Source organism: Trichocoleus sp. DQ-U1 (assembly GCF_039961925.1).
Classification (GTDB): domain Bacteria; phylum Cyanobacteriota; class Cyanobacteriia; order Cyanobacteriales; family FACHB-T130; genus FACHB-T130.
Genome location: NZ_JAMPKB010000075.1, coordinates 1 through 25863, shown reverse-complemented (window position 1 = coordinate 25863; position 25863 = coordinate 1). Strand labels below are relative to the sequence as shown.

Sequence of the window (25863 nt, the reverse complement as noted above, 5' to 3'; positions counted from 1 at the left end):
GATTCCCCAAGCGGGAGAGTATGCGATCGCTTTCGACTATGTGGTTCCCGGTGCCATGTGGCGACCTTGGCACCAAGCACGCCTTCTCCTCGACGAAAAACCGACTCTCTCTTTCCGCTTCGATGGCTGCGTCTGGCAACGCACGGGAGAAGATTGGAAAGACGTAGATTTAGTCTTTTCCACCGCCCGCGCATCCTTAGGAACTGAACCACCACTGCTAACAGATGACCCTTTAAATGTTCAAGAAAAATCCCAGCAGATCGTTATTCAAGCGAGAGATCAACAAGTTCAGACAACCGGACTTGGAACCGACACCACCCCCGCTACAGTTGATTTACCCGGTGTTGATGACGGCGGCGAAGTCCGCAACCTACGCAGCCAGACGAAAGCAACGATTCCCTCCGATGGTCGCCCTTACCGCGTTGCTATCTTCTCCTTCGATTCTCCCGCCTCTGTAGAGTATGTCTTGATGCCAGAATTATCCTGTCAAGTCATCCTCAAGAGCGAACAGACAAACACTTCTAAATTCCCGATTCTAGCTGGGCCAGTGGATTTAGTGCGGACTTCTGGCTTTGTCGGTCGTACCTCAGTTCTATTTATCGCGCCTGGAGAGAAATTTGCTTTGGGATGGGGAGCGGATAATGCAATGCGCGTGCAGCGCACCCAAACCCAAAAAAGAAAACAGGATCACTTGACTAAATGGAACAGTGTCACAACTACAACAACATTGTTCCTTTCCAATATTGGCGAAGAACAAAGAGCGATCGCAACCACTGAGCGGGTGCCGGTTTCTGAGCTAGAGCAAGTGAAAGTTGAGGTAATCTCCGATAAAACTACCGACGGCATCCAGGCAGATGAAAACGGCTTTTACACCTGGAATTTTACCCTCGAACCTTACTCTCAACTCCAGGCATCCTTGGTCTACCAAGTTTCAGCCGCACCGGAAGTACAAGGCATCTAGGGCTTTGCTCCCATGAATTTAGGCGCTATGACGGGGGAACTTTTGGGTGAGTAATATTATCACATAACTAAAGAAAATAAATCTACCCAGCTCCATAACCTCCTCACCATGTCTTTGCCGTCAACCTCCTCCAAGCGTCTATTTGGACGGTCAATTGCCGCCCTAGCCACCGTCGTCCTCTCCACCCTCAGTGCCGTCAACCCCAGCCCAGCCGCCGTTTTTACTCAAAAAGAAGTTGAACAAGGTAAATTTATCGCCGTAGCTGCCCCATACGGCACGAATAGTCATCAACTGCTGATTCTGGAACAGATATCCGATAAACGGGCGTGTTGGAGTGAAAGTGGCGATCGCCCAACAGCAGTCGATCCGCTGCTACTCAACTTTGACTTCACCGGCATTTGCGGACGCAGTACCGATAGCAACGGCTATTCTATGCGTATGGCGGGGACGGATTTGGGGCTGAAGTACAGCTTCAACTTAGTAAAGCGCGACGGCGAACTCGTCCTTGTCGGCACCAACTTTAGCGATCGCACTGTCCCAACCATTGAAATTGGCAGAACCAACGGACTCAGCGATGGTTTTATGAAAATCAATCTCGATCCGGCGTGGCGGTTCGCCAAAAGAACCTACAACGGTAAAACCCTCGGTCACGTCTATCTTGCCAGCGACCAAGCCGCGCCGGGAATCGACCCTGGCGATATCGGAACGCCTCCCGGAAGCTCCACCTTCGGAGATATCGCCTCAGATGTCTACGCAAAAGAAATTGAACAAGCCGTTGCGCTGGGGTTCGTCGCTGGCTTCAAAGAAGACAACACCTTCCGCCCTCAAGTCGCCTTAACCAGAGAGCAACTGGTGTCGATGGTGTTGGAATCTTTAACAAAGCTACCCGGAGCCAATGTCACGATCCCGACTCAAGCTGCATCTCGACCCTATCCTGATGTTGATGCCTCGCGCTGGAGCGCCGCTAAAATTAAATGGGCGCGGGATAACAATATTGTCAGTGGCTACCAAGACGGCACCTTCAAACCCACTCAACCCGTCACCAGAGCTGAATTGATGGCAGTGCTGCGACGTGCTGCTGAATTTGGTAAAAATATGCGTGGACTTAGTCCAGAATTAGCGACCAAAAACTCAGCGAAAACCTTCTCAGACACCGAAAAACACTGGGCTTCTTCGCTGATTAGCCAAATGTCTTCTTATTGCAACGTCGCCTCCCCTGTTAATGAAGTCGGCAGCAAGTTTGAGCCAAACTCTCCGACTCGCCGCAACTATGCTGCCGCCGCCACTCTGCGGATGCTCAACTGCGTCAAAACTGAGTAATCCTCATCGTTCTTTCGCGTCTAAATAGACTCTCAAGACAATTTTGATAGTTTGTTCTAGACGCGATAAACCCTTGTCTCTACGATCAAGTAACCTTCCGCTTAACCCTGACCGATTAATAGACATCCGGTTATAAAAGCCTTCGTTGCGATTAAAAATCAGCTGATTCTGGTCAGCGCGTAGCCGCTAGCTTCGCTAACAACAGATCCAACTTTTGCTCAATTTCTCCAGCGCACTGTCGATAAGTTGCCAAGTCGCCACCATAGGGATCGGCAATTTCAGCTTGCTCGTGATAGCCAACGTATTTTTTCAAGGTATATACTTTGTCGGCAGCAGCAGAGAATGCATCAGCGATCGCTTTCTTTTGTCCGCCCGTCATTGTCAGCACCAAATCCGCCCAATCGAAGAGCTGGCGATCCAGCCGCTTCGCTTCATGGTAGTAATCGATACCATACTCCTTCAGGACGCGCTGGGTCTGCGGGGATGCAGAATCTCCCTCAAACGCCACGACGCCTGCCGACCGCACCTCGACTTCCATTCCTTGCGCTTTTTGGCGGAATAGCGCTTCTGCCATCGGGCTACGACAGGTATTGCCCGTACACACAAATAAAATCCGCATTTGTGACCCTCTCTTTTCTCTCTCGCTGTTGCTCAGCCAATAAAACTGCTGTAGTTAATTCTACGGAAGATTGGGTCTTTTTATTGCATAAACGCGAACAGTCTTTTCCTGAATAATTGTGTCTTTTTCGTAAGTTAAGCCGACTTTCATTGCGACATTCTGAGACGCGATGTTTCCCGGATGGATTAAGGAAATGAGGCGGTTATAACCCAGCTCAAAACCATAATCCCGAATTGCACTAGCCGCTTCGGTTGCCAAACCCTTTCCCCAGTATTCCTTAGCCAGCATATAACCAATCTCGACTTCTTCTTGCCCATCCACTCGCTGCGGTATTAATCCACACCGACCAATAAACTGGTTGTCAGCCTTGTGAATGGTCGCCCACAAACCGAAACCGTATTTCTCGTAGCAGCTAAATATCCACTCGATGTTGAGCTTAGTTTCTTCAGATGTTCGCGTGTTGGGGAAGAACTTCATCACGACTGGATCGGCAAAAATGGCTGCCAAGTCGTCTACATCATCCCATGTGAGATGTCGGAGAATTAAGCGCGGTGTTTCAGTTACAATCATCTGATTTTTGGGTGCCTGTTTCACAAAGTTGAGTTCAACTGATATCTTGCACCAATATCTTGCAATCTTGCACCAACCCGATAACCTGCCCAGAATTCAAATTCTGGGTGAATAAATCAGGTCTATTGAAATAGACTAAAAACCTTAATATTTCTGATTTTTAGCCCGTTTTAACGAAATTAAAGCTATCAGCAAAAAAATTGCTTTCCTTGCGCCTCATTAAACTTCAGTTCTCATGCCGAGAAATGTAAAACGCACTATCTTTGTTATTAGACCTATTTTGACACCGCAAAAATGAGGCTGAGGATAACACGGCGACGGTTCGGTATGCTAACGATCGCAAGTACCTTGGTCGTTGCTAAGGACGCGATTGCATCCCGCATCGCGAATGCAAACCTTACAAAAAATATTTTTATGCAAACAAGCCCTAAGACTTCCACCGCAGTCGCGAAAACCCAGGAGCCTGGTCGTATTGACGTGACGCTGCGAATCAATGGTAAATCGCACACTTTGCGAATAGAACCGCGCGTGACGCTACTGGATGCACTGCGCGAACGCATCGGTCTGACAGGCACCAAGAAGGGTTGCGATCGCGGACAATGCGGTGCGTGTACTGTGTTGGTTGATGGACGGCGCATCAACTCGTGCCTGACCTTGGCGGTGATGCAGGAGGGCGCGGAAATTACAACGATTGAAGGTTTAGCTCGTGGCGATGAACTGCATCCCATGCAGGCGGCTTTCATTAAGCATGACGGCTTTCAGTGTGGATATTGTACGCCCGGTCAGATCGTGTCTGCGGTGGGTCTATTGGCAGAAGGTTGCCCGACATCCGATGAGGGAATTCGGGAGTGTATGAGCGGCAATCTCTGTCGCTGCGGTGCTTATCCAGGCATTGTTGCCGCTGTGCGCGAAGTTCATCAGACGCAGACTAGCAATGGGTAGTCGGGACGCATGAGCAATTCCGTCGTTTCACCAATCAATTGCATACCCGCTCCGCCTGAAATAAATTTTGGGCTAATCGCTAAAGTTAGCTAAAGCTAACTGGATATGGATTTCAACGGATTGAAATAGGTTTGAGCGGTGAAGGCGGAAATTTATTTCATGGCTCTTAAGTCAGTGCCATTCAACTTAAACCCATGCACAGGAGTTTTAATGAAACCTTTTAGTTATGTGCGTGCTACTGAAAAAGGCACAGCCATTCAGACAGTTGCGGGGGATCGGGCAGCGAAATTCATCGCAGGCGGCACTAATTTAATCGACTTGATGAAAGGAGGCGTAGCGCAGCCTGACCAACTGGTAGACATCACCCGGCTACCATTGGCAGACGTGACGGCAATCTCGAATGGCTTACGCATCGGGGCGATGGCACGCAACAGCGACGTGGCAAATAATCGGGTGGTGCGCGATCGCTATCCGTTACTTTCTCAAGCGTTACTCGCTGGCGCGTCACCGCAACTGCGGAATATGGCAACCATCGGCGGCAACTTGATGCAAAGAACGCGCTGCTACTACTTCAACGATTCGACGATGCCGTGCAACAAGCGCGAACCCGGTTCCGGTTGTTCGGCGATTGAAGGCTACAACCGCATTCACGCGATTTTCGGTGCCAGCGAACAGTGCATTGCAACGCATCCCTCGGATATGTGCGTGGCGCTGGCAGCCCTTGATGCCGTGGTGCGCGTTGAGGGGCCGAACGGAGAGCGACAAATCCCCATCAGTGACTTTCATCGCTTACCGGAAGATACACCTCAAATCGACACGGTGCTTCAACATGACGAACTAATCGTTGCGGTTGATTTGCCCAATTCACCCTTTGCCGAGCGATCGCACTATTTAAAAGTACGCGATCGCGCTAGTTATGCCTTTGCCCTGGTTTCCGTCGCCGCTGCCCTCGATATCGACAACGGCACCATTAAAGCGGCGCGAGTCGCGATGGGAGGCGTCGCACATAAGCCGTGGCGGGCGGTTGAGGCGGAGAAAATTCTGGTTGGTGCAAAAGCGAACGAGCAAACCTTTGCAGCAGCAGCAGAGGCAACAGTTCGGGAAGCCCAACCCCAAAAATACAACCGATTCAAAGTTGAAATGGCAAAACGAGCGATCGCGCGGGCACTCACAAAAGCAGCAGGAGGCACAGTATGAGTCAATCTGAGAATGCAACCAACCAAGCTGTGGGTAAGCCAATGGATCGGGTGGATGGACGCCTGAAAGTGACGGGTGGTGCCCGCTACTCGGCGGAAATCCCTGTAGAAAATCCCGCCTATGCCGTCTCTATCGGCAGCGCGATCGCCTGCGGACGCATTAAAAGCATCGACACCCGTGCGGCGGAACAGTCCCCTGGTGTACTGAGTATCTTGACGCACCTCAACCCGCCTAAACTCCGCCCGGTGCCCACCTTGTTCGGGGGTGGGGCTGCTGCCGAAAACCGCCTGGTGCTGCAAGAAGCGGTTGTACATCACATCGGTCAGCACATCGGCGTTGTTATTGCCGACACCCTAGAAAACGCCACCCACGCCGCATCCCTCGTCCGCATTGATTACGACGTCGAAACGCCGGTGGTGGAGATGGAAAAGGCGCAGGCATACGTGCCGAAGTCCGTGTTTGGCAAACCGCCAGAGACGATACGCGGCAATCCGACGCAAGCTTTAGCCGATGCTGAAGTGCGGATTGAAGAAACTTACCGGACGCCCACCGAACACCACAACCCGATGGAGACGCACTCGACAACTGCCGTGTGGGAGGGCGATCGCCTCACCATTTACGACGCCACGCAGTCTAACTTCGGCGTGCGTCAGGCAATGGCGACGACGTTCGGCATCCCCGACGAGAACGTGCGCGTCGTGTGTCAATTCATTGGCGGCGCGTTTGGCGGCAAAGCTATGGTTTGGCCCCACGTCACGCTAGCCGCCCTCGCTGCCCGCCAGGTACGTCGTCCCGTGAAATTAGTTTTAACCCGCGAACAGATGTTCACCGTGGTTGGGCACCGGGCAGAAACCGAGCAACAAGTCGCACTCGGCGCAACCCGCGACGGTCGCTTGACTGCGATCGCCCATCGGGGCATCTCCCATACTTCAACGTTCGAGGAATTCCTCGAACCGTACACTGTGGGAACCCACATGATGTACGCCACTCCCAACTTGCAAGCAAAGCAAAGTCTCGTCCGTCTCAACAAGGGAACGCCGACCTTTATGCGTGCCCCCGGCGAAAGTCCGGGAATGTTCGCCCTGGAATCGGCAATGGACGAACTCGCTTATGCCGTGAAACTTGACCCAATTGAGTTGCGCCTCCGCAATCATGCAGACATAGATCCCAGCAATAACCTGCCTTGGTCGAGCAAGTCGCTCAAAGAATGTTACCAACTCGGCGCAGAAAAATTTGGCTGGTCGCGGCGCACTCCCGAACCGGGTTCGATGCGGGACGGTCGTTACCTAATCGGCATGGGAATGGCAAGCGCCACGTACCCCGTGAATCACTTCCCGGCTAGCGCGAGAGTCCGCATCCTGCAAGACGGCACCGCCTTAGTGCAGAGTGGTTCTCAAGAGATGGGGACAGGTACGGCGACGGTGATGGCGCAAGTCGCCGCTGACGCCCTTGGGTTGCCGGTTGAGCGAGTGCGATTTGAACTGGGAGATACCCAGTTGCCCCGTGCGCCGATATCGGGCGGATCGGCGACGATGGGAAGCGTGGGGACTGCTGTGCATGAAGCGGCGCAAGCAGCCCGTAGGAAGGTACTGGAATTAGCACGCACGGATGCTAGTTCGCCGCTTTACAACGTCCCGGAAACGGACATGGCGATTGAGGGCGGACGCCTGTTTCGCAAGAGCGATCGTAACCAAGGCGAAACTTACCAAGCGGTGCTGACGCGCCAAAATTTGCCGCAAGTCGAAGAAAGCTTTGATGCCAAGTTTAGCCGCGCCGAGAAGAAGTATTCCATGCACTCCTTCGGCGCTCAATTTGCCGAAGTGCGCGTCGATCCTGACTTTGGCGAAGTGCGCGTAACCCGCTTTGTGGGAGCCTTTGGGGTGGGACAGGTAATCAACCTCAAAACAGCGCGATCGCAAATGATTGGCGGTATCGTCATGGGGCTAGGTATGGCACTACTAGAAGAAACGGTGACAGACTCCCGTACCGGACGCATCGTCAACGCCAATTTGGGCGAGTACCACGTACCTGTCAACGCAGACATCCCTGCAATTGAGTCGTACTTCGTCGAAGAAATCGACCCGTACATTAACCCGATTGGAGCCAAAGGCGCAGGCGAAATTGGCATCACTGGCGTGGCGGCGGCGGTGGCAAACGCTGTCTATCACGCCACCGGCAAGCGCATCCGCGACCTCCCGATTACACCGGATAAGTTGCTGTAATCTGTCTTAGAACCTAACCCCCCAGCCCCCTTCCCTACCAGGAAAGGGGAGCCATATTCAAAGCCCCTCTCCGTGTCGGAGAGGGGTTTGGGGAGACGTCAGTCCGTATTGGCTCAAACTGCAAAGCGCTCTATGAAAGAATTACAGGAGATTGTTGCCGCATTTGCAAAAGCCAAAAATTGCGGCAAGACAGTAGCGATCGCCACCATAGTCAAAGTCAGTGGCTCTACCTACCGGCGTCCGGGCGCTCGAATGCTGATAACGCTAGAGGGTCAGAGAATCGGCTCAATTAGCGGCGGCTGTCTGGAGAATGACGTTTTTGAACGCGCTCAACAGGTCATCGCGTCTGGTCAACCCATGTTGGTGAACTACGATACGACCTCCGACAATGACATCGTCTGGGGTCTGGGACTCGGTTGCAAGGGAATGGTACAGGTGTTGATTGAACGCCTAACTCCAGAGAACGAGTTAAGTCCGATGACCTTTCTGGCAGAGTGTCTGCATCGGCGGCAAGTGGGAGTTCTGGCAACGATATTTCACATTGAAGGTCACATAAAGGCAGAAGTCGGAACCCATTTAATGCTGCATCAAGATGGCACAATTTTCAGTAACCTCGAAGATGCCGATTTGAGTGCAGACATCCTCGAAGATGCCCGTGAAGTGCTTGATAAAAATTGCTCGCTTTTTAAAGCGTATCCCTTACTGGGAGGGAAAGCAGAAGTTTTTATCGAAGCGATTCAGCCACCTGTTTCGCTGGTCATTTTTGGCGCGGGTGACGATGCCATCCCGCTTGTACGCTTGGCGAAGGAATTGGGATGGTACGTAACAGTCATTGATAGCCGACCTGCCAATGCAAAATCAAACCGATTTCCCAGCGCCGATGAAGTCATTTTGTCTCACCGAGAAATCGTCAATGAAACCGTAGAAATTGATAACCGCACGGTAGCGGTGGTGATGACCCATAATTATCTTCACGACCTAGAAATCCTGAAAACACTCTTGCCTTCTCCCGTGCAATATTTAGGCATTCTTGGCCCTAAAAGAAGAACCGAACAGTTACTTCTTGAGCTAAAAGAACAGGGAATTCAGCTTACAGAAGCCCAACTTCACCGCTTGCATGGCCCTGTTGGACTGGATATTGGGGCTGATACACCGGAAGCGATCGCACTCTCAATTGTGGCGGAAATTCAAGCGGTTCTCGCCAATCGTTCCGGCGGGTTATTAAGAAACCGCCAGCAACCAATTCACAACCGGAGTACCGGATGAATGCGCCTGTCGTCGGTTTGATAATTCTGGCAGCAGGAGCATCCACTCGCATGGGGATGCCAAAACAACTGCTGTTGTATCAAGGGCGCAGCTTCCTGCGCCACACCGCAGAAATTGCGATCGCTTCCCGCTGTCAACCCATCGTTGTCGTTTTGGGTGCAGATGCGGAACGAATGAAGCCGGAAGTTAACTTATTACCCGTCCAAATCGTAGAAAACCCACAGTGGGCGGAGGGGATGAGTTCTTCGATTCGGGTGGGTATTGAAGCGCTGAGTAATTTAAATCAGAACATAGAAGCCGTTACGATCGCTCTTTGCGATCAGCCTTTCATCTCTTCCCAACTACTCAATCAAATCGTGGAAGCTTATCAGGTGACGCGCCGACCGATTATTGCTTCAGAGTATGCAGGAAGCTTGGGCGTCCCCGCTTTGTTCAGCCGCACCTTGTTTCCAGAACTCATGAGCCTGAAAACTACCGCAGGTGCAAAACAAATCATTAAAAAATATTCCGCCGAAGTCTTTCACATCCCCTTTCCGGAGGGTGCTATCGACATTGATACCCCAAAAGATTACCAGAAATTTCAAGCGATCGCTGATGAGTCTCTACAAAGCAGGACTGGTATTTAGCAAATATCAAAATGAAAGATAATGCAATTTTTACTTCTTAAAGCATTTTCTCCATGAACACAGTACAAGGACTCGTATTGTATCGCTCAATAAAATAGAATCCGAGCCGCTGATAAAGCTCCAGAGCTTGTGCTTGTTTTTGTTCATCAATCGTATCCAGCCTGACTTTCTTATAACCTGTAATTCTGGCAAAATCTAAGAGCATCTGAGCCATTTTCGTCCCCAACCCTCGTCCTCGATAATCTTTAAGAAACCACATTCTCTTTAGTTCGCAGATGTCGTCGCTCAAATGCCGAATTGCGCCACTACCAACAACCCGCTCCTCATCAATCAGCACCAAGAATGTGCCCTTATTGTCGAAGTAGTGCGATTGCACGTCATCTATATCAGACATGGCATCGTAACGCCTAATCACTTCTTCAGGAAGCTGCCATATTTCGTTGCAAACCGCGATGATTACGCGCTTGACTTCTTCAACTTGGTGTGATTGTATCGGTTTGATTTCTATCATCTGTTTTTCTGCCGTTAAGTATAAACGGGACAGATTATAAGTTTGAGATCCTTAAAGTCGATGTGCAACCGCTGAGTAAAGCCCCACCAAGTGTGAAGGCGGAAAACCGATTGCCAGTTAGGAAAAATGTCTATCTTAAGACGTATCCCCAAGCAAGTGACAAAACATCGTTCCCTGCGTAGACTGAGCGCAAGTCAATCAGGCAAACTTTAACAAAGAAATTAGCGATGAAGATACGACAGTTAGGACAAAGCGATCTCACCGTCTCGGCAATCGGTTTGGGTTGCATGGGAATGTCAGATTTTTACAGCAACCGCGATGATACTGAATCAATTGCCACCATTCATCGGGCGCTGGAGTTGGGGCTAAATTTTCTCGACACGGCTGATATGTATGGGCCATTCAAGAACGAAGAATTAGTTGGACGAGCAATTAGCGATCGCCGCGACTCTGTGGTTCTCGCTACTAAATTCGGCATCGTTAGCAGCGAAGACCCTAACGTTCGCGGTATCAATGGCAAACCGGAGTATGTTCGCTCAGCCTGCGAAGCGAGTTTGCGTCGTCTGGGTGTAGAGACGATTGACCTCTACTACCAGCACCGAGTTGACCCAAATACTCCCATCGAAGAAACAGTCGGTGCGATGGCGCAACTGGTTCAAGAAGGCAAAGTCAGATATTTAGGACTTTCCGAAGCTGGCTCGGAAACCTTGCGTCGTGCTTGCTCCGTGCATCAAATTACCGCATTGCAGAGCGAATATTCCCTATGGAGCCGCGATCCAGAAGACGAAAATCTCGCCACCTGTAGAGAGCTTGGCATAGGGTTTGTTGCCTATAGCCCGCTCGGAAGGGGGTTTTTGACCGGACAGATCAAAAGCTTTGATGACTTGGCTGCTGATGATTACCGCCGCAACTCACCGCGTTTTCAGGGCGAGAACTTTCAGAAAAATCTGGAACTGGTACAACGGATTGGCGAAATTGCCCAAGAAAAAGGCTGCAAACCGGCGCAGCTGGCTCTTGCTTGGGTGCTGGCGCAGGGTGAAGACATCGTTCCCATTCCCGGAACTAAGCGACGACAATATTTGGAAGAAAATACCGCTGCGCTGGAAGTGAATCTGACGCCAGAAGATTTGCAGCGCATCAACGAAGTGGCACCTAAGGGCGTTGCTAGCGGCGGACGTTATCCGGAATCGATGATGAGCATGGTAAACCGCTGACATTTTTGAGCGACGGTTTCTGCTACAAAGATGCTTGTGACAGGTCAAAGTTACTGCGTGCAATCCTGAAAGCGGTTAATTCCGAGCCATCAGATTTTTTGTCCATGCTAAAACTCCCTTCGTTCTACGAGGAAAACCATGAGATACAAGCTATTAGGAAAGAGTGGATTAAGAGTTTCCGAACTCTGCCTTGGCACAATGACTTTTGGTGAAGACTGGGGCTGGGGCGCATCTAAAGATGAAAGCCGCCAAATCTTTGATGCTTTTGTGGAAGCAGGCGGTAACTTTATTGACACTGCCAACGGCTACACAGAGGGCACCAGCGAGAAAATGGTTGGTGAGTTCATTGCCTCAGAACGGGAACGCTTTGTCGTTGCTACCAAATATTCGTTTCCCTTGCACATGAGCGAGCGCGCGGGCAATCCCAATGGCAGTGGCAACCATCGCAAGAACATGATGCAGTCGTTAGAAGGCAGTCTGAAACGGCTGAAAACTGACTACATTGACGTGTACTGGCTGCACGCTTGGGACTTCATGACGCCCGTAGAGGAAGTGATGCGTGCCTTCGATGACATGGTACGCTCTGGCAAGGTTCTCTACATTGGCATTTCTGACGCACCCGCCTGGATTATTGCCCAAGCAAACACCCTGGCGCAGTGTTACGGCTGGACGCCATTTGTAGCGCTGCAAGTCGAGTACAGTTTGATTCAGCGGACGCCAGAACGCGACTTGCTACCGATGGCAAAGGCATTCGACTTGGCAATTACGCCGTGGTCGCCCTTAGGCGGCGGTGTGCTAACGGGCAAGTACAATCAGCGCACCCAGAGCAACAGTGGCGAACAGGGGGGCGAACAGGGGCGAATCGGAACGATAGGGGGGAATATTTCCGAGCGGAATTTAGCGATCGCTGACGTTGTGTGTCAAGTTGCCGAAGAAATTGGGCACACGCCTTCACAGGTGGCGCTGGCTTGGCTAAGCGCTCAAAGCAGCGTCATCATCCCGATTATCGGTTCTCGAAAGGTTAGCCAGATCGAAGATAATCTGGCTTGCCTAGATGTCCATCTGACGCCAGAGCATTTGCAACGCCTCAGTGAGGTGAGTCAGATCGATCTGGGCTTCCCCCATGACTTCCTGAGTAATGACACGATCCGCGATCGCCTTTATGGCGGCACATTCAACTTAATCGACAATCATCGCAGCTGAAACCAGGGTAAGGAATAAATCAATAAACCCATGCTATTTCCTGATAATTTCCAATGGCGATCTAATTCACCTTGCAGAATTTACGCTAAAGCCAGAGAATCAGGAATGCTTGGGGGAATTGGAGCGAGAATCTGTAATGTTAAGGTTGCAAAATCCAGAACGAAACGATTTTAAATCTCCCACAAAAATGTATCGCTTAAATAAGGTGAAGTTGCCATGAAAGTTAAATCTGCATATACAAGGCTTCTGGTTACTGATATTGAAGCTTGCTTTCTGTTCTACCGAGATGTAATGCAATTCAAGGTAAATGTAGAAGATTTCACGAGCGGATATGCTGAATTTGAAGCGGGAGATATGAAGCTGGCTTTATTCAGGCGCAAGGAAATGGCAGAGATGATCGGAAACGATCAGAAGCCTTCCATTGCCGAATGTCAAGACAAAGTTGTATTAATTTTCTCAGTCCCTAACTTGGACGAAGCCTATCACGAATTAAGACATAAAGGCATCGAATTTACTACAGATCCGATGACCAACCCATACTATGGAATGAAAACAGCCTATCTTCGAGATCCTGATGGCAATCTTATTGGTTTATATGAGTTTTTAGACTGATATAAAAAAGTCAGTCTGGTTAGCGATGCCTAAGCTTATGATTGCGCGATCGCTATTTGCATTCTAGGCCTGCCGTCAGCATTACAAAAAAAGCGCTGCCCCTGGATAGCAGTTTATCTCAGCGTTCGGAAACCAAAGGCAAACCAAATTCCGCATCCCTCTTAGGTGCGGCTTGCTGACGGACACAGTGCCTTCGATACCTTTAAAGAACTCCTGACACAAGGCGGTGCAGGTTTAATCGAACCCATGTGAAATGAGCCAATATCCTGGCGTGCTACCGATCCGAGAAGAGGGCTTTCCAGCGAATAATGTAGTTGAAGAGAGAAAATCGCAACTTTAATCTGGCGAACTGACTTTTTCCGCCCTTGTTGTCCCAGCGCTAACTATCGGTCTCCAAACCACCATTGCTCCCCTAAATCGAAATATAAAATTACAGTTTTCCGTGTTCCGAAATCTGTAAATTGTTCCACAATTAAGGGAACCTCTATTAAGGAATTGTTATGGGCAAGGAAAAGGAAAAGGGTGGCAAAGAAGCCAAAAAGCCTAAAAAGGAATCTGACGGCACGAAAAAGCAGAAGAAAGATCCGAATAGGCATGACGGACCACCAGGAGGGAAGTAAACCGAGCTAGACGAGTTCTGTCTTCATATGACCCGCCCCCCTTGTAGGATACGGTTGGCATCCCGATCTAACCTCTCCCTAACCCCTTTCCCTGCTAGGGAAGGGGCTAGGAAATTCGATTTGCCAAGCATGGCGATTTAAGTTGATAGCCACGACCTCATCTGCTTAAAGCATAATCAAACCCAACCTCGCACCCAGAGTAACCGCCTCAGTCCGACTGGAAGCATTGAGCTTTTGAAAGATCGATGATACGTGGAACTTGACGGTATGTTCGGAGATGCTCAACTGCTTGGCGATATTCTTGTTCCCCATTCCCAGCGCCAGCATCCCTAAGACCTCGATCTCCCGTGGTGTCAGCGCCTGAATCGGGGAAGCAGGCAGTCGGCGTGCGGAGGACTCTCTGAGAGGCAGCAGAGAATCCATAAAGTCTGGATGCAGCACCATCAGCCCCAGCGCTGCTGTCACCACAGTTGCGACAATTTCCTCAGCCGTTGCCGTTCGCGGTAAGATTGCCCGCACGCCGACTTGCAAAACCGACTCTAGCCAAGTGCTGTGGGGGTTGTTCGCTAAGATGACAAGTGCCGGAGATTCTGCACCCAGCGCGAGTAATTTCTCTTCAGCCGGATCGTCATCTGAGAAGGAATAATCCAGCAACACCACATCGGGTTGTCGTTCCTCAAGCAGCTGCACCAGAGTGTCTGTGCTAGAGGAACTACCGACGATTTCCAGCAACTCAGAAGTGCGGATGATGCTCTCCAACCCCGCACGCACGATGGGATTTTCGGCTGTCACCACGACCGAAATCACGCTGACTTCACCTCTGGAAAGGTTGGTTTGCCAGTGTCTTGAGGAGCAGATGCGATCGCGTAGCACCGTCTCCCAGAACGCAGAAATTCCAACGCTAGCGGCTTTCCCGGTTCGGCATCCTTGAGAATGTTAAGCAGATCGTCAGGAGTCTGAAAAGATTCACCGCCCACGCCTATTAGCACGTCGCCTATTTGAAGACTCACCGAGGCAGCTAAACTCCCCGGAGCAACTTCCAACACCAATAAGCCTAAAACGCGCTGATTTTCTAACCAAAGCAGCACGGGACGGAGAGTGACACCCAGAGAGAGTGGGCGATCGCGTTTGAGAAATCGTTCTACTCTCTTACTGGGGATTGCCAACGCTAAACCATTGGCAATCATCGTGTTAATTGCGATCGCTCGCCCCCGTGCATCGGCAAGCAAACCCCCAGAATTTCCGGGTGCTAGCCGAATATCAGCCTTCACCCATCTTTGAGTGCTGAAGTCATCGGTGGCGTTAGTCGCGTGGATAATGCCCTTGGTGAGTGCGCCGACTAGACCCAGAGGATTTCCCACTGCCAGCACCAGTTCGCCGACTCGGAGAGCCTCAGAGTCGCCAACCGTGACGGCTGGAAGGTCAGTTGCCTCAACCTGGAGTGCCGCTAAATCCTGCCGGGAGTCGATGTCTGTGCGGATAGCCTCTATGACTCGTCCATCCCAAAGTTCCACAATTGCCCGGTCGAAAGGGGCGACATGAGCGTTAGTGATAATCAAACCTTGAGAATTCCAGATTGTACCCGATCCGCCACCCCCGCCACTGCTGCGGACTTGTACGGTACAACGGCGTAGTTGTTCGGCGATTTGCGACAACTCCAGGGCAATCTCTGCACTTGCACCTGTATTTTCTATGGTTGCGATCGCGAAGCGCTGACTGGTCAAGTTCGCCATCTTAATCCTCCCTCGCCGGTCGTTCGCCAACGATGAGTGTGACTTCCAGGGGCGCACCCCCCCGAATCATCTGCACTTTCAGGCTTTTTCCGACGCTTTCCGTCCCCAACATCGCCTGCACGTTCTCCGTGTCGCTGACCGGATTGCCATCGATTGCGACTAACACATCGCCAATCAGCACCCCAGCTTTATCCGCAGGGCCATTCGGCTCAACGTTGACAACAATCACCCCACCATTAGAAGCCAGAGAAAGCGCACTCTTAAGCGTATCCGGCAAGCGAACCGGCTGCATTCCCAAACCCAGGTAGCCTCGTGCAATCCGTCCTTTTGAAAGCAACTGATTGACTACCCGGTTCACCGTAGACGCGGGAATGGTTAAAGCCATATTGCGAGGCCCGGAGGTGTTCATGCCTGCAACTTTACCGGCTGCATCGACCATCGGCCCGCCGGAGAATCCGGAGTAGAGGGTTAAATCGAGACGCACAAATCGATCGATCGAACCACCGCTCATACTACGCCAAGCATCCCCAATCGCGCTCACCACACCCATAGAGGCACTCACGCCGTTCTCAGTCCCTCGTCCGAGTGCAAGTGCCAGATGACCAACCTTTAAAGTTGCCGCATCGCCAATTTCCGCAACCGGGAATTCGATGTTTTCTAGCTTGATGTTTTCTAGCTTCAGGACAGCGACATCGGTGCTAGCGTCACGCCCCAGGATGGTAACGGGGACTGTCCGACCATCGGGTAAGGTGACGGTGATTTCCTCTTCGCGCTTGATGGTTTCGTCAGAGGTGACGATGATACCGGGTCGCCAGTGGATACCGCTTGAGGAGGAATTCCGCCTTAGCCATCCTCTTCTCCCGTGGGAGGTTCGCCCATTGACTGCAACAACTGAGGCACCGACTCGCTCAACAGTATCGGCTAAATTGTTGGACAGAGCCAGCAAGGTGCTGGATATCTCCGATGAAGATTCCGATGCAGATAAAGACATTCTATTTCTCCAATGCGATCGCTTTTACGGGATAGCTGCCAATCCGGTTTGGTAAATCTCAACCCCTCTCCATCTGTCCCTAAGAGGGGTACAGAAGCGGGTTGGGAGGTGAGGTCTGCTCGATTTAAACCGGATTGCCACTACCTGCTGCTGATATCGTGCCGTTTTCAAAAGACGGGCGGCATCGGAGAAATGGGGAGAACCCACCCTAGAAAAATGGCTAGGGTTGCGTGTATTCCTAGTTACAAGTCAACTTTATGAGGGCGAACTCCTCTGGCAGAACGATACCCCGCATGAAGGTAGTTCTTAAGAACGAGGTAAGCTGAGAGTGGTTTCTTCAACATAGACAGCAGGCAGGTCATGCAGAACGCAAAAAATGTCTATGGAACCAACAGAAACCAATCCATCCCAAAAACCGCTAGACAAGAACTCAGATCCAATTACTCAGGTACAACGGGATAGTGTAATTACCTCTGAAGACTTGCCTCCGAAGGGATTTCGCATCAGCCTGACGCTAGCAACTGGGGCGATTCTGTTGCTGTTTTTTGGCTTTTACTTCGGCATCATTAATGTTTAGAGTATTGCTAGCAAGATGAGCTACTTCGCATTTCACCTTGTCTTTATCCTGCCACCACTCTTCCTTCTAGCATGGGTTCAGCGCCAACCTCTGGCTGGTATCGGAGGACTCAGAGCCTGGTTAGGGCTGCCCCTGATTGCGCTGATTGCACTGATTTATACTACACCCTGGGACAATTACCTGGTTTGGCGAGATGTGTGGCACTACGGCACGGATCGTGTGGTGGGTACGATTGGCTACGTTCCCGTTGAAGAATATTTATTCTTCATCCTTCAGCCACTCCTAACGGGTCTGTGGCTGTACTGGCTGTTTCCTCTCACAACTGAGCCAGCACAGCAGGAGGTTTCTCCTTGGATGCGAGCATCTGGCATCGTTTTCTGGCTCGTTCTCAGCATTGTGGGAGCTTTCATGTTGCAGTCAGATAAGACTGTGTACATGGGGCTAATTTTAGCTTGGGCAGGCCCCGTACTGGCGCTACAGTGGGGAGTTGGAGCAAAGCAACTCTGGGCGAGAAAAGATGCTTGGCTGATTGGCACTCTGATCCCGACAGTTTACCTGTGGATTGCCGACCGCATCGCCATCGGACAGGGAATTTGGAGCATTTCGGAGACCTATAGCACTGGATTTATGCTGTTTGGGTTGCCGATTGAAGAGGCGACGTTCTTTTTAATCACGAACCTGCTAGTAGTGCAAGGACTTTTACTGTTTCTATTGGTGGGGAATGTGCGATCGCTTCTACCACTAATCTCTTTCCCCATTCTCAATAATGGGCGACCAGAACTTCCAAAAGCTCTTGCTCAGGTAGAGCCTGGAAACGATACGGTTTGAGATGGTTGCCTCTATTTTCCACATCACCTTTTGGGAGTAAAACCGAGATGCCTATTAAGGAATTTTTAGAACAAATTTCTGACACGGTATGGGAAATTCCGGTTTCCTACAAGGAAGGGATGCGCGTTCCCGCCCGGATTTATGGGACAGAAAAGATAATTTCCGAATTAGATGAAGCGGTTTACGACCAAGTTACGAATGTAGCGACGCTGCCAGGAATCACCAAATATGCTATGTGTATGCCCGACGGACACTTTGGCTATGGTTTTCCCATTGGTGGCGTGGCGGCGATGGATGTGGAAAAGGGGGGCGTGATTTCCCCCGGCGGTATCGGTTTTGATATCAATTGCGGAATGCGCTTGATGGTTACAAACCTCACCTACCATGAAGTCAAACCCTATATCAAAAAGCTGGTAGATAGGCTCTACGAAAGGGTTCCGGCTGGAGTGGGAAGCAGCGGTTTTGTAAAATTATCGCGGAATGACTTTCGCAAAGTCGTCGAACAAGGCGCTCAGTGGTGCGTTAATAATGGCTATGGTTGGGAAGAAGATTTAGAACTCATTGAAGAAAACGGCTGCATTAAAGGTGCTGATTCTGCAAAGATTAGTGACAAGGCGATTGACCGGGGTTTTAATCAAATTGGAACTCTAGGATCTGGCAATCATTATTTAGAAATTCAAGTTGCTCGAAAGCAAGATATTTTCGATCCAGAGTTAGCCAAGACAATGGGAATTACCATGCCGGATCAGGTGGTGGTGATGTTCCACTGTGGAAGTCGCGGATTTGGTCATCAGGTGGCAACCGACTATCTGCAAAGATTTTTAAAGGTAATGGATAGCAAGTATGGAATTAAAATACTTGACCGAGAATTAGCTTGTGCGCCCTTTGATTCTCCGGAAGGACAAGCTTATTTCGCTGCGATGAAATGCGGCATCAATATGTCTTATGCCAATCGTCAAGTGATTCTGCATCGCATCCGCGAAGTATTTTCGGAAATCTTTGAACGTTCGGCGGAAGACTTGGGGATGCACATGGTTTATGATGTCGCCCATAATACCGCCAAGCTAGAGAGTCATGTTGTGGATGGGAAAAAGCGATCGCTCCTCGTCCATCGTAAAGGTGCAACTCGCGCTTTCGCACCGGGAATGGCAGATGTTCCGGAACGCTACAAGAATATTGGTCAGCCGGTTATCATTGGCGGCAGTATGGAAACCGGATCTTATTTATTAGTCGGCGTACCCACTGGCGACCAAACTTTCTTCAGCACTGCACACGGAAGCGGACGCACAATGAGCCGTACCAAGGCTCGAAAAGCTTGGAAGGGAGAAACACTCCTGAAAGATATGCAGAAGAAGGGTATTTATGTCCGCAGTACCTCAATGTCTGGACTAGCAGAAGAAGCGGGTGCAGCTTACAAAGACATTGATGATGTGATTGAAGCGGCTGAGTTAGCGGGGATTAGTAAAAAGGTGGTGCGGTTAACACCGATTGGAAATATCAAAGGATAAAGCAAATTTAACATTTGCGCGATCGCCATCTTCTACTAAATTTCTGGCTTTTTAGGTTGCTCTAAAAATTCCAAATCTTTACAAAAGCTGGGCTTACCTTTTTTGAAGTCACTAAGCTTGTATTTGTAGAGCGTTCCTTGTTTGGCAAACACTAAATTACCCAGAAAATCCCAAGTAGCCCAGTCAATAGAATCAAGAAGATCGGGATATTCATCTAACCTAAACTTGAAAGTATAGCCACGTTGCAAAAAACCTGTGTAATACATTCTTAATGTCGGATGCTCTCGACTCGGCTGCCAATACCAGCCGTCGTCATTTTCGCACTTGACCGTATACGTTTTGGAATTCTCAACTTTCACATTATTGCCGTAATTGTCTCCAGCTCTAGTCCATCCATCCCGCTCTAACCGGGGATATAGTACGCCTAAATCTTCTCCTCCAAACTGGGAATTCAACTGTCCTAATTTAAAAGGGATGCTGCCTTTTGGCTGTCCCAAACCATTCAATAACAGTTCTTTCTCATCTTTCCAATAGCCTCCTCCAAACCACGTTCCCATATTGTCTGCCTCCAAGTGGGTTTTTAACCGAGGCAACAGACAAACCCCGCTCCAGGTGTTGCCATTACGCCCCCCCATCGCCAAATAAACCATCCATTTTCCATCGAAAGATATATCGCATCTTTTTGGATATAACTTACCGTTAAACCAAGACCCATATTCTAGGCAATCGTCTTCTGTATTCCAACGAATGATGTGGAAAACTTTTGACGGCTTTCGTCTGATTACAGCGACGTAGGGCGAGCCTTTAGCCGGAAGTAAATGTATTCTCGCTGGAATTTCTTCAATCATCGCAGTGCAGTTCCATCAAAGGGATAGTTTATGCAGGTACGCACGCCACTTACAGTCATTACGGGACCACTCGGAAGCGGAAAAACAACTCTGCTTCGTCACATTCTCGACTCTTTTCCTAAAAAGATTGCCATTTTGATGAATGAATTTGGCGAAATTGGTATCGATACCAAAATCATTCAAGGCAAAAATGTCCAAATGGCGGATCTCGGTGGTGGTTGCGTCTGCTGTTCGCTGTTAGGCGAGTTTGAAGCCGCTGTCAATGAAATCATTGATAGCGTTGACCCGGATAATATTGTGGTGGAGACAACTGGAGTTGCAGAACCAGATGCGCTGGTGTTCGACATTCAAGAAAGCTTAACTAAAGTGCGACTGGATGGAGTTGTCACGGTTATCGATGCAGATGCAATGGTGAAATATCCGTCGGTAGGACATACCACTCGGATACAAATAGAAGCAGCAGACACCCTCCTTTTGAACAAAGTTGATTTGGTTTCTGAAAGCGAGTTAAAGGCGATAGAAGATAAATTGCGCTCCTTCAACGAAGTCGCCTCAATTTTGCACACTAAGCGATGCCAAGTAGACCCAGATTTGCTATTTGGGATTGGTCGAGAGCGAGTTCAACCGCAACCTCATCACGTTCACCAACTTGAATTTGAATCCTTTAGCACGACAAGTCCTGCCACTTTCAATCGGCAATGTTTTGGAGAATTTGCCGACTCACTTGGGACAGATGTTTATCGGGCGAAAGGTTTTGTACGATTTCCTGAAGGAAACTATCTATTTAATTTCGTGGCTGGACGTTGGGATCTAGAGCCATTTGAACAAGAGGGGACGGAGCTAGTTTTTATCGGTAAACAGGTAAGCGATCGCAAGGAAGAAATTATTAGTCAGTTAAAGACGTGTGAGCAATAATCCTATGCCTTACGAGTTTCTTGAAGATGTTGCCACTGCTGATATTGCTTTTCACGCTTGGGGAAAAGATTTAGAGGAGCTTTTCATCGCAGCAGGTGATGCAACTATTAACGTGATGATTGACAATCTGGATGCGATCGCGCTAACTGAGATGCGCACCTTCAGCTTGGAAAACGATGAGTTGGATATGCTGCTGTTTAATTTTTTGCAAGAATTCATCTACTACAAAGACAGCGAGTTACTACTGCTGAGAGCGCAACAAGTTGAGATATCCGAGAAAGATGGAGTGCATCAGCTAAGTGCGGTTACAAAGGGAGAAAAGCTAGATAGCGATCGCCATCAACAGCGAGTAGATGTCAAAGCGGTTACTTTACACCAGTTCCAATTGGAAAAAACCGATGACGGTTGGACAGCAATGGTGATTCTTGATATTTAGTGCGTATCTGCAAAAAGGCTTTGCAAATTGTAAATGCCGATGTGGATATTTTAAGATTGCAGCGAATATTGCGGTTCTCAATTGAGTGGAACATAGGTTGTTTGTAGGGGCGAATGAATTGCCTCTACTCTGTAGTTTCTCAAAGAATGACTAATTCTCCTTTAAGTCAGTGATATTCGATTTAAATACTCTGACCGGGGAAAATATTACCCAAGCTAAGCCTCTCTAGCCTACGGCACGCTACGCTAACGCCGACTCACCAAAAACCCAAGTTTGGAAACCTGCGAAAGCAGATTTCGTCTTTCGTCTGTATATCCATAACTTACAGGATACCCTTATCCTTCCAATCGCAGTGGGTATTTATAAACATCCTTTCAAGAGGAGATTTTTCCCATAATGCACAATTTTGTAGAACCACTGGGTAACTGGAATCCCCAACTGTTGCGGGAACTCAAAGGACGTCTTAAACCTCGCAACATTCTGTTGGCAAGTGTTATCTCTGTGCTGGGTCAAATTGGAATATTCATGTATTTTCAAACCCAGCTCCCGAATCCTATTAACCGAATCGCGGATATCTACAATAAATATTGCACGGGCAAGCCCCTTCCTAATAGTAAGGAACCACTATGTCTGCCGGATGGATTGGACAATTTGATCATCAACTCGCAATTATGGTCACTAGACCGATTTATATCCCTGAGCATTATTGGCATCTTAATCCTGTTACTAGCAGGAACCTATTTGCTAATTAGTGATTTGGCTACTGAAAAACGTCGCGGCACCCTCAATTTCACTCGGCTCAGCCCTCACTCTACTGCGAGTATTTTGACGGGAAAACTGCTGGGGGTTCCGATTTTGATTTATCTGGTAGCCGTCGTTGCAGTTCCTTTCCATTTGTGGGCTGGACTCGCCGCCAAAATTTCTTTTGGACAAATTTTGAGTTTCTATGGGGTTCTCGTTGGTAGCTGTATTTTCTTTTACAGTGCTGCGTTGTTATATGGCATTGTCAGTTCTTGGCTGGGCGGTTTTCAAGGTTGGTTAGGCAGTGGTACGGTTCTGGCTTTACTAATGCTAACTAAGGGAATAAGTACGACCAGTTACTATAATTCAACGACTTGGCTGAAGCTGCTTAACCCCTTTTGCCTAATCCCACATTTGTCTGCTAGTTCTTTTAATGAAGCTTTTGCCACAGGGTTGGAAGGGTTTAAGTGGTTTAGCTTACCATTGGGTGACAGTGTTTTAACTGCCGTAGGCTTTGTGCTGTTAAACTACAGCATTTTGACTTGGTTTATTTGGCAAGCTTGGCAGCGTTGTTTTCGTAATCCCAAGGCCACTATGTTAAGTAAGCAGCAGAGTTATTTGTTAACTGCTTGCTTTACAGTTTTGACTCTAGGATGTGCCAATTACAACTCCATAGAAAATCGTAGCGTTTACGCTGCGCCGCTGTTAGAAAACCTCTTGGCACTATCGTTGTTGAATCTGTTGCTATACCTCTGTTTAATTGCTGCTGTGACGCCTCATCGCCAAACTCTACAGGATTGGGTAAGCGCTCGACCCAAGCGGGGTTCTAATAGCAAGAGATTCGCTGATAGCTCGTTGGTAAAGGATTTAATTTGGGGTGAAAAAAGTCCAGCGGTAGTAGCGATCGCGCTGAATGTAGTGATTGCGATCATCCCCTTGGCTTTATTTATTTTACTCTCCCCTGCACAATCAGCTACTGGTATAAATGCTGCTGCAAAAGTAAATGAGAGCAGAACTGGGGCGTTGTTTGGTCTTACTTTAGTGGCTAGCTTAATCCTAATTTACGCAAGCATAGCCCAACTGCGATTATTCATGCGAACTCAGCAACGGACGCTCTGAGCAGCGGGAACGCTAGGGACACTAATTGTATTGCCACCAACTATTTTTGCGGTACTGAGAATTCACCATTTCGATCCCTTGGCGGTGCTGTCGCTGTCTATTGTCTCTCCTTTCGCTCTCTTACTAGGCTCGGAGAAAATTTTTCTGCTAATTCCAGGTCTGGGACTAATACTGGTATTGTTGAACCTGCAACTGACACGCCAGTTGCTGCAAGCAGGCAAGCAAATCAAAGGCTCCAGCCACGTCACCTCGTAGTGAGAAACGCGTGATCGCCATCAACAGCGAGTAGATGTCAAAGCGGTTACTTTACACCAGTTCCAATTGGAAAAAGCAGATGACGGTTGGACGGCGATGGTGATTCTTGATATTTAGCGCGTGTCTGCGAATTCGAGAAGCTGGGGCGTTAGCTCTCGCGGCATGCCCGATCTAAGTTAAAGCCTTATTTGAATATAGCAAGCAGAGAGTACATGAGTAAGCCTAAGTAAGGAATAGTGAGAATGAAAGGAACATATTTCTCAACTTGTGTTTGTGTTAAATATCCTTGATATCGCTTATCTTTTTTCAAAATTTCCCATTCTCGGTCATAGCAAGGGAATGGCATATATTGTTCTATTTCACTTAAAACTTTAAATTTTCCTGAGTTAAGTTGCTTGTATGACTGGATGTTTGCTTGCCACACAAAGCACAAAATTATTCCTAAAATCGCTACTGCTAAAACTGCTATAGCTGGAAAATTAGGTAATTTTAAATTAACAATATCTTTATTTGTTGCTATAGAAATGAAAGCAAGTAGACCAGAAAGTAAAGATATGTAAAAACTATTCATCTGATTTCTTTTTGCAGTAGTTCTATCTATCATTTCCACATAAAGTTTGTACTGTTCCAAAAGATGCTCCTGAAATTTTACTCCATAAGTGTCTCTTCTCCTATCGGCTGAACTAGCCTTAGGTAATTGACTTGATGGAGTATCTTGAGGGGTAGCGTCAGGAGTTATTTGAGATTTATCTTCGATCATTTTTAAACCCTTTTTTCTCGTCTATTCAACTTCTCTTGCTGTATTTTTAGCTTCTTTTCTAGTAATTCTTCGATCTTATTTTCAGCTAAATCAATAATTTCTTCAAAAGAAGTAAGCAATTGCTCAACATTATCATAATCATAAATTTTTAGAACTGAGTCATACTCCATAAAGTCCCATACCATACCATATTCTTTGTCTATAGAGCTTTGAAGTATTAATTGGACTGGGACTGATGGAAGCTGTGGAATAATACGTTGTAACTCTTGGGGTAGGGCTTTAGGATCTGTAAGGTCAGCAATAACAAAATGAGCAAGATGAGCAACTGTAGAGACTGTCTCGGTGATATTTCGGCTAGCTGGTTTCTCAAAATCAAAGAGAACGGGTAAGTAATTATGCTTGCGAAGTTCATTCCGGATTGCATTTAGAACCTTCAGCCGTTCATCAGTAAAACGACCTAGTATTAGCACAACTTTCGATGTAACTGTGTCGATGACATTGCGGATTTTTTTGTTATTGAGCAGTAAGTAAATGAATTGAGCAACCTCAAGATCCTCCACTGTGATACTGGGTTCACTATCGCTAGGACTAATGATTAGGTTTGACTGGTTTGCTCCGTCCAAATTTAAGTCCCAAGCGGATATTCCCCAAACTGAACAACCTGCTAGGTTTGTGTTCTCAAGGTTCGTTCCAATCAAAGTGGCACCTTGAAGACCTGCATTACATAGGTCGGCATTGCTCAGGTTAGCCCAACTAAAATCAGCCCAACCGCAATCTGAGTTACTTATATTTGCATAGCTCAAATCTGCCCATCTGAGGTCTGCTTTTGTAAATTTCGCCAGACTCAAATTTGTATGACTAAGGTTGGCATTAGTGAGTTTAGTCTCACTGAGATTTGCCTGACTGAGATTTGCCTGACTCAGATTTGCATCGCTTAGATACGCCCAGTGAAGATCTGCCTTTTCAAGGATTGCCTCGCTGAGGTTTACATCGCTCAAGTGCGCCTTCAGGAGTTTTGCACTAGTAAGGTCTGCATTACTAAGCTCTGCATTACCGAGGTTTGCTAGACATAAATTTGCATGGCAAAGATTTGCATGGCAAAGATTCGCCTCATCAAGTTTTGCTTGACCGAGATTCGCGCTACTGAGGTTTGCATTAGACCTCTTGCAAAAGTCGTCGCTGGGGTAATATGGGGTCTAAAATTAGACGATTGCTAGCTGCCAGTCATAAGTTTTACTCATCTTACCTTTGACTGAGCCGAAGTTCATA

At 48.6% G+C, this 25863-nt stretch carries 25 protein-coding genes and 2 pseudogenes; 18 read left to right on the top strand and 9 right to left on the bottom strand.

Annotation, left to right across the window (positions count from 1 at the left end):
• Together NDI34_RS22800 and NDI34_RS22795 are read left to right on the top strand one after the other, a co-directional pair.
• Positions 1 to 961 (top strand): mucoidy inhibitor MuiA family protein (locus tag NDI34_RS22800; protein WP_348233923.1); only part of this gene is annotated, 961 nt, incomplete at its 5' end.
• 108 nt (positions 962 to 1069) lie between these two features.
• Complete coding sequence (locus tag NDI34_RS22795) at positions 1070 to 2281, top strand: DUF3747 domain-containing protein (RefSeq protein ID WP_190524087.1); 1212 nt, start codon at positions 1070 to 1072, stop codon at positions 2279 to 2281.
• 172 nt (positions 2282 to 2453) lie between these two features.
• On the opposite strand, the gene NDI34_RS22790 is transcribed toward NDI34_RS22795, so the two are convergent.
• Positions 2454 to 2900 carry a low molecular weight protein arginine phosphatase gene (locus tag NDI34_RS22790; protein ID WP_190986361.1) on the bottom strand — a complete coding sequence of 149 codons (447 nt, stop codon included), beginning with the start codon at positions 2898 to 2900 and terminating at the stop codon, positions 2454 to 2456.
• Positions 2901 to 2960: 60 nt separating this feature from the next.
• Entirely contained in the window at positions 2961 to 3470 is a 510-nt protein-coding gene (locus tag NDI34_RS22785) for a GNAT family N-acetyltransferase (protein WP_190432610.1), read from the bottom strand.
• A gap of 414 nt (positions 3471 to 3884) precedes the next feature.
• Here NDI34_RS22785 and NDI34_RS22780 point away from each other — a divergent pair, with 414 nt between their 5' ends.
• From NDI34_RS22780 to NDI34_RS22760, 5 genes are all read left to right on the top strand, one after another.
• Complete coding sequence (locus tag NDI34_RS22780; RefSeq protein ID WP_199299435.1) at positions 3885 to 4412, top strand: 2Fe-2S iron-sulfur cluster-binding protein; 528 nt, start codon at positions 3885 to 3887, stop codon at positions 4410 to 4412.
• A gap of 210 nt (positions 4413 to 4622) precedes the next feature.
• Entirely contained in the window at positions 4623 to 5609 is a 987-nt protein-coding gene (locus NDI34_RS22775) for a xanthine dehydrogenase family protein subunit M (RefSeq protein ID WP_190432558.1), read from the top strand.
• Positions 5606 to 7831, top strand: coding sequence for a xanthine dehydrogenase family protein molybdopterin-binding subunit (locus NDI34_RS22770; RefSeq protein WP_348233922.1), 2226 nt, complete (start codon positions 5606 to 5608; stop codon positions 7829 to 7831). Before NDI34_RS22775 ends, NDI34_RS22770 begins: the two co-directional genes overlap by 4 nt.
• Before the next feature lie 132 nt (positions 7832 to 7963).
• The gene (locus NDI34_RS22765) at positions 7964 to 9097 is read left to right on the top strand and encodes an XdhC/CoxI family protein (RefSeq protein ID WP_348233921.1); all 1134 of its coding nucleotides are present in this window, start codon (positions 7964 to 7966) and stop codon (positions 9095 to 9097) included.
• Positions 9094 to 9723 (top strand): nucleotidyltransferase family protein, encoded by a 630-nt coding sequence (locus NDI34_RS22760; RefSeq protein ID WP_348233920.1) that lies wholly within the window; start codon positions 9094 to 9096, stop codon positions 9721 to 9723. Before NDI34_RS22765 ends, NDI34_RS22760 begins: the two co-directional genes overlap by 4 nt.
• A 37-nt stretch (positions 9724 to 9760) precedes the next feature.
• Here the strand turns inward: NDI34_RS22760 and NDI34_RS22755 are convergent, their stop codons facing one another.
• Positions 9761 to 10234, bottom strand: coding sequence for a GNAT family N-acetyltransferase (locus NDI34_RS22755; RefSeq protein WP_348233919.1), 474 nt, complete (start codon positions 10232 to 10234; stop codon positions 9761 to 9763).
• A gap of 227 nt (positions 10235 to 10461) precedes the next feature.
• On the opposite strand from NDI34_RS22755, the gene NDI34_RS22750 reads away from it, so the two are divergent.
• The 3 genes from NDI34_RS22750 to NDI34_RS22740 all read left to right on the top strand — a co-directional run bounded on the left by NDI34_RS22750 (position 10462) and on the right by NDI34_RS22740 (position 13263).
• Entirely contained in the window at positions 10462 to 11448 is a 987-nt protein-coding gene (locus NDI34_RS22750) for an aldo/keto reductase (protein WP_348233918.1), read from the top strand.
• 138 nt (positions 11449 to 11586) lie between these two features.
• The gene (locus tag NDI34_RS22745) at positions 11587 to 12651 is read left to right on the top strand and encodes an aldo/keto reductase (RefSeq protein ID WP_348233917.1); all 1065 of its coding nucleotides are present in this window, start codon (positions 11587 to 11589) and stop codon (positions 12649 to 12651) included.
• 216 nt (positions 12652 to 12867) lie between these two features.
• On the top strand, positions 12868 to 13263 hold the full coding sequence (locus NDI34_RS22740) for a VOC family protein (protein WP_348233916.1): 396 nt from the start codon (positions 12868 to 12870) through the stop codon (positions 13261 to 13263).
• A 785-nt stretch (positions 13264 to 14048) separates the two neighbouring features.
• Here the strand turns inward: NDI34_RS22740 and NDI34_RS22735 are convergent.
• The 3 genes from NDI34_RS22735 to NDI34_RS22725 are packed head-to-tail and all read right to left on the bottom strand — an operon-like array spanning position 14049 to position 16607.
• The gene (locus NDI34_RS22735) at positions 14049 to 14690 is read right to left on the bottom strand and encodes a response regulator transcription factor (RefSeq protein ID WP_190411570.1); all 642 of its coding nucleotides are present in this window, start codon (positions 14688 to 14690) and stop codon (positions 14049 to 14051) included.
• Entirely contained in the window at positions 14687 to 15616 is a 930-nt protein-coding gene (locus NDI34_RS22730) for a trypsin-like peptidase domain-containing protein (protein WP_348233915.1), read from the bottom strand. Before NDI34_RS22730 ends, NDI34_RS22735 begins: the two co-directional genes overlap by 4 nt.
• A 1-nt stretch (position 15617) precedes the next feature.
• Entirely contained in the window at positions 15618 to 16607 is a 990-nt protein-coding gene (locus tag NDI34_RS22725) for a trypsin-like peptidase domain-containing protein (RefSeq protein WP_348233914.1), read from the bottom strand.
• A 382-nt stretch (positions 16608 to 16989) separates the two neighbouring features.
• On the opposite strand from NDI34_RS22725, the gene NDI34_RS22720 reads away from it, so the two are divergent.
• Genes NDI34_RS22720 through NDI34_RS22710 form a run of 3 tightly spaced genes read left to right on the top strand, consistent with a single transcriptional unit; the run spans position 16990 to position 19520 of the window.
• Positions 16990 to 17184 carry a hypothetical protein gene (locus tag NDI34_RS22720; RefSeq protein ID WP_348233913.1) on the top strand — a complete coding sequence of 65 codons (195 nt, stop codon included), beginning with the start codon at positions 16990 to 16992 and terminating at the stop codon, positions 17182 to 17184.
• A 15-nt stretch (positions 17185 to 17199) separates the two neighbouring features.
• Positions 17200 to 18012: a lycopene cyclase domain-containing protein gene (locus NDI34_RS22715; RefSeq protein ID WP_348233912.1), complete on the top strand. Its 813-nt coding sequence runs from the start codon at positions 17200 to 17202 to the stop codon at positions 18010 to 18012.
• A 47-nt stretch (positions 18013 to 18059) separates the two neighbouring features.
• A complete protein-coding gene (locus NDI34_RS22710; protein ID WP_348233911.1) occupies positions 18060 to 19520 on the top strand; it encodes an RtcB family protein in 1461 nt (486 codons plus the stop codon).
• A gap of 35 nt (positions 19521 to 19555) precedes the next feature.
• On the opposite strand, the gene NDI34_RS22705 is transcribed toward NDI34_RS22710, so the two are convergent.
• Complete coding sequence (locus NDI34_RS22705; protein WP_190411563.1) at positions 19556 to 20368, bottom strand: hypothetical protein; 813 nt, start codon at positions 20366 to 20368, stop codon at positions 19556 to 19558.
• A gap of 30 nt (positions 20369 to 20398) precedes the next feature.
• On the opposite strand from NDI34_RS22705, the gene NDI34_RS22700 reads away from it, so the two are divergent.
• The 5 genes and pseudogenes from NDI34_RS22700 to NDI34_RS22680 all read left to right on the top strand — a co-directional run.
• A complete protein-coding gene (locus tag NDI34_RS22700; protein WP_190411562.1) occupies positions 20399 to 21283 on the top strand; it encodes a GTP-binding protein in 885 nt (294 codons plus the stop codon).
• Positions 21284 to 21287: 4 nt separating this feature from the next.
• Positions 21288 to 21719, top strand: a complete 432-nt coding sequence (locus tag NDI34_RS22695; protein ID WP_348233924.1) for an archease — start codon at positions 21288 to 21290, stop codon at positions 21717 to 21719.
• A gap of 396 nt (positions 21720 to 22115) precedes the next feature.
• Entirely contained in the window at positions 22116 to 23579 is a 1464-nt protein-coding gene (locus tag NDI34_RS22690; protein ID WP_199324154.1) for an ABC transporter permease, read from the top strand.
• 30 nt (positions 23580 to 23609) lie between these two features.
• A complete protein-coding gene (locus NDI34_RS22685) occupies positions 23610 to 23834 on the top strand; it encodes a hypothetical protein (RefSeq protein ID WP_348233910.1) in 225 nt (74 codons plus the stop codon).
• Positions 23835 to 23846: 12 nt separating this feature from the next.
• Positions 23847 to 23951 (top strand): annotated as a pseudogene (locus NDI34_RS22680) (archease); the annotation flags it as partial.
• A 67-nt stretch (positions 23952 to 24018) separates the two neighbouring features.
• Here the strand turns inward: NDI34_RS22680 and NDI34_RS22675 are convergent.
• Both NDI34_RS22675 and NDI34_RS22670 read right to left on the bottom strand, forming a co-directional pair.
• Positions 24019 to 24594, bottom strand: a complete 576-nt coding sequence (locus NDI34_RS22675; RefSeq protein WP_348233909.1) for a hypothetical protein — start codon at positions 24592 to 24594, stop codon at positions 24019 to 24021.
• A gap of 2 nt (positions 24595 to 24596) precedes the next feature.
• Positions 24597 to 25661: pseudogene (locus NDI34_RS22670) on the bottom strand (pentapeptide repeat-containing protein); the annotation flags it as partial.
• Positions 25662 to 25863: the final 202 nt, after the last annotated feature.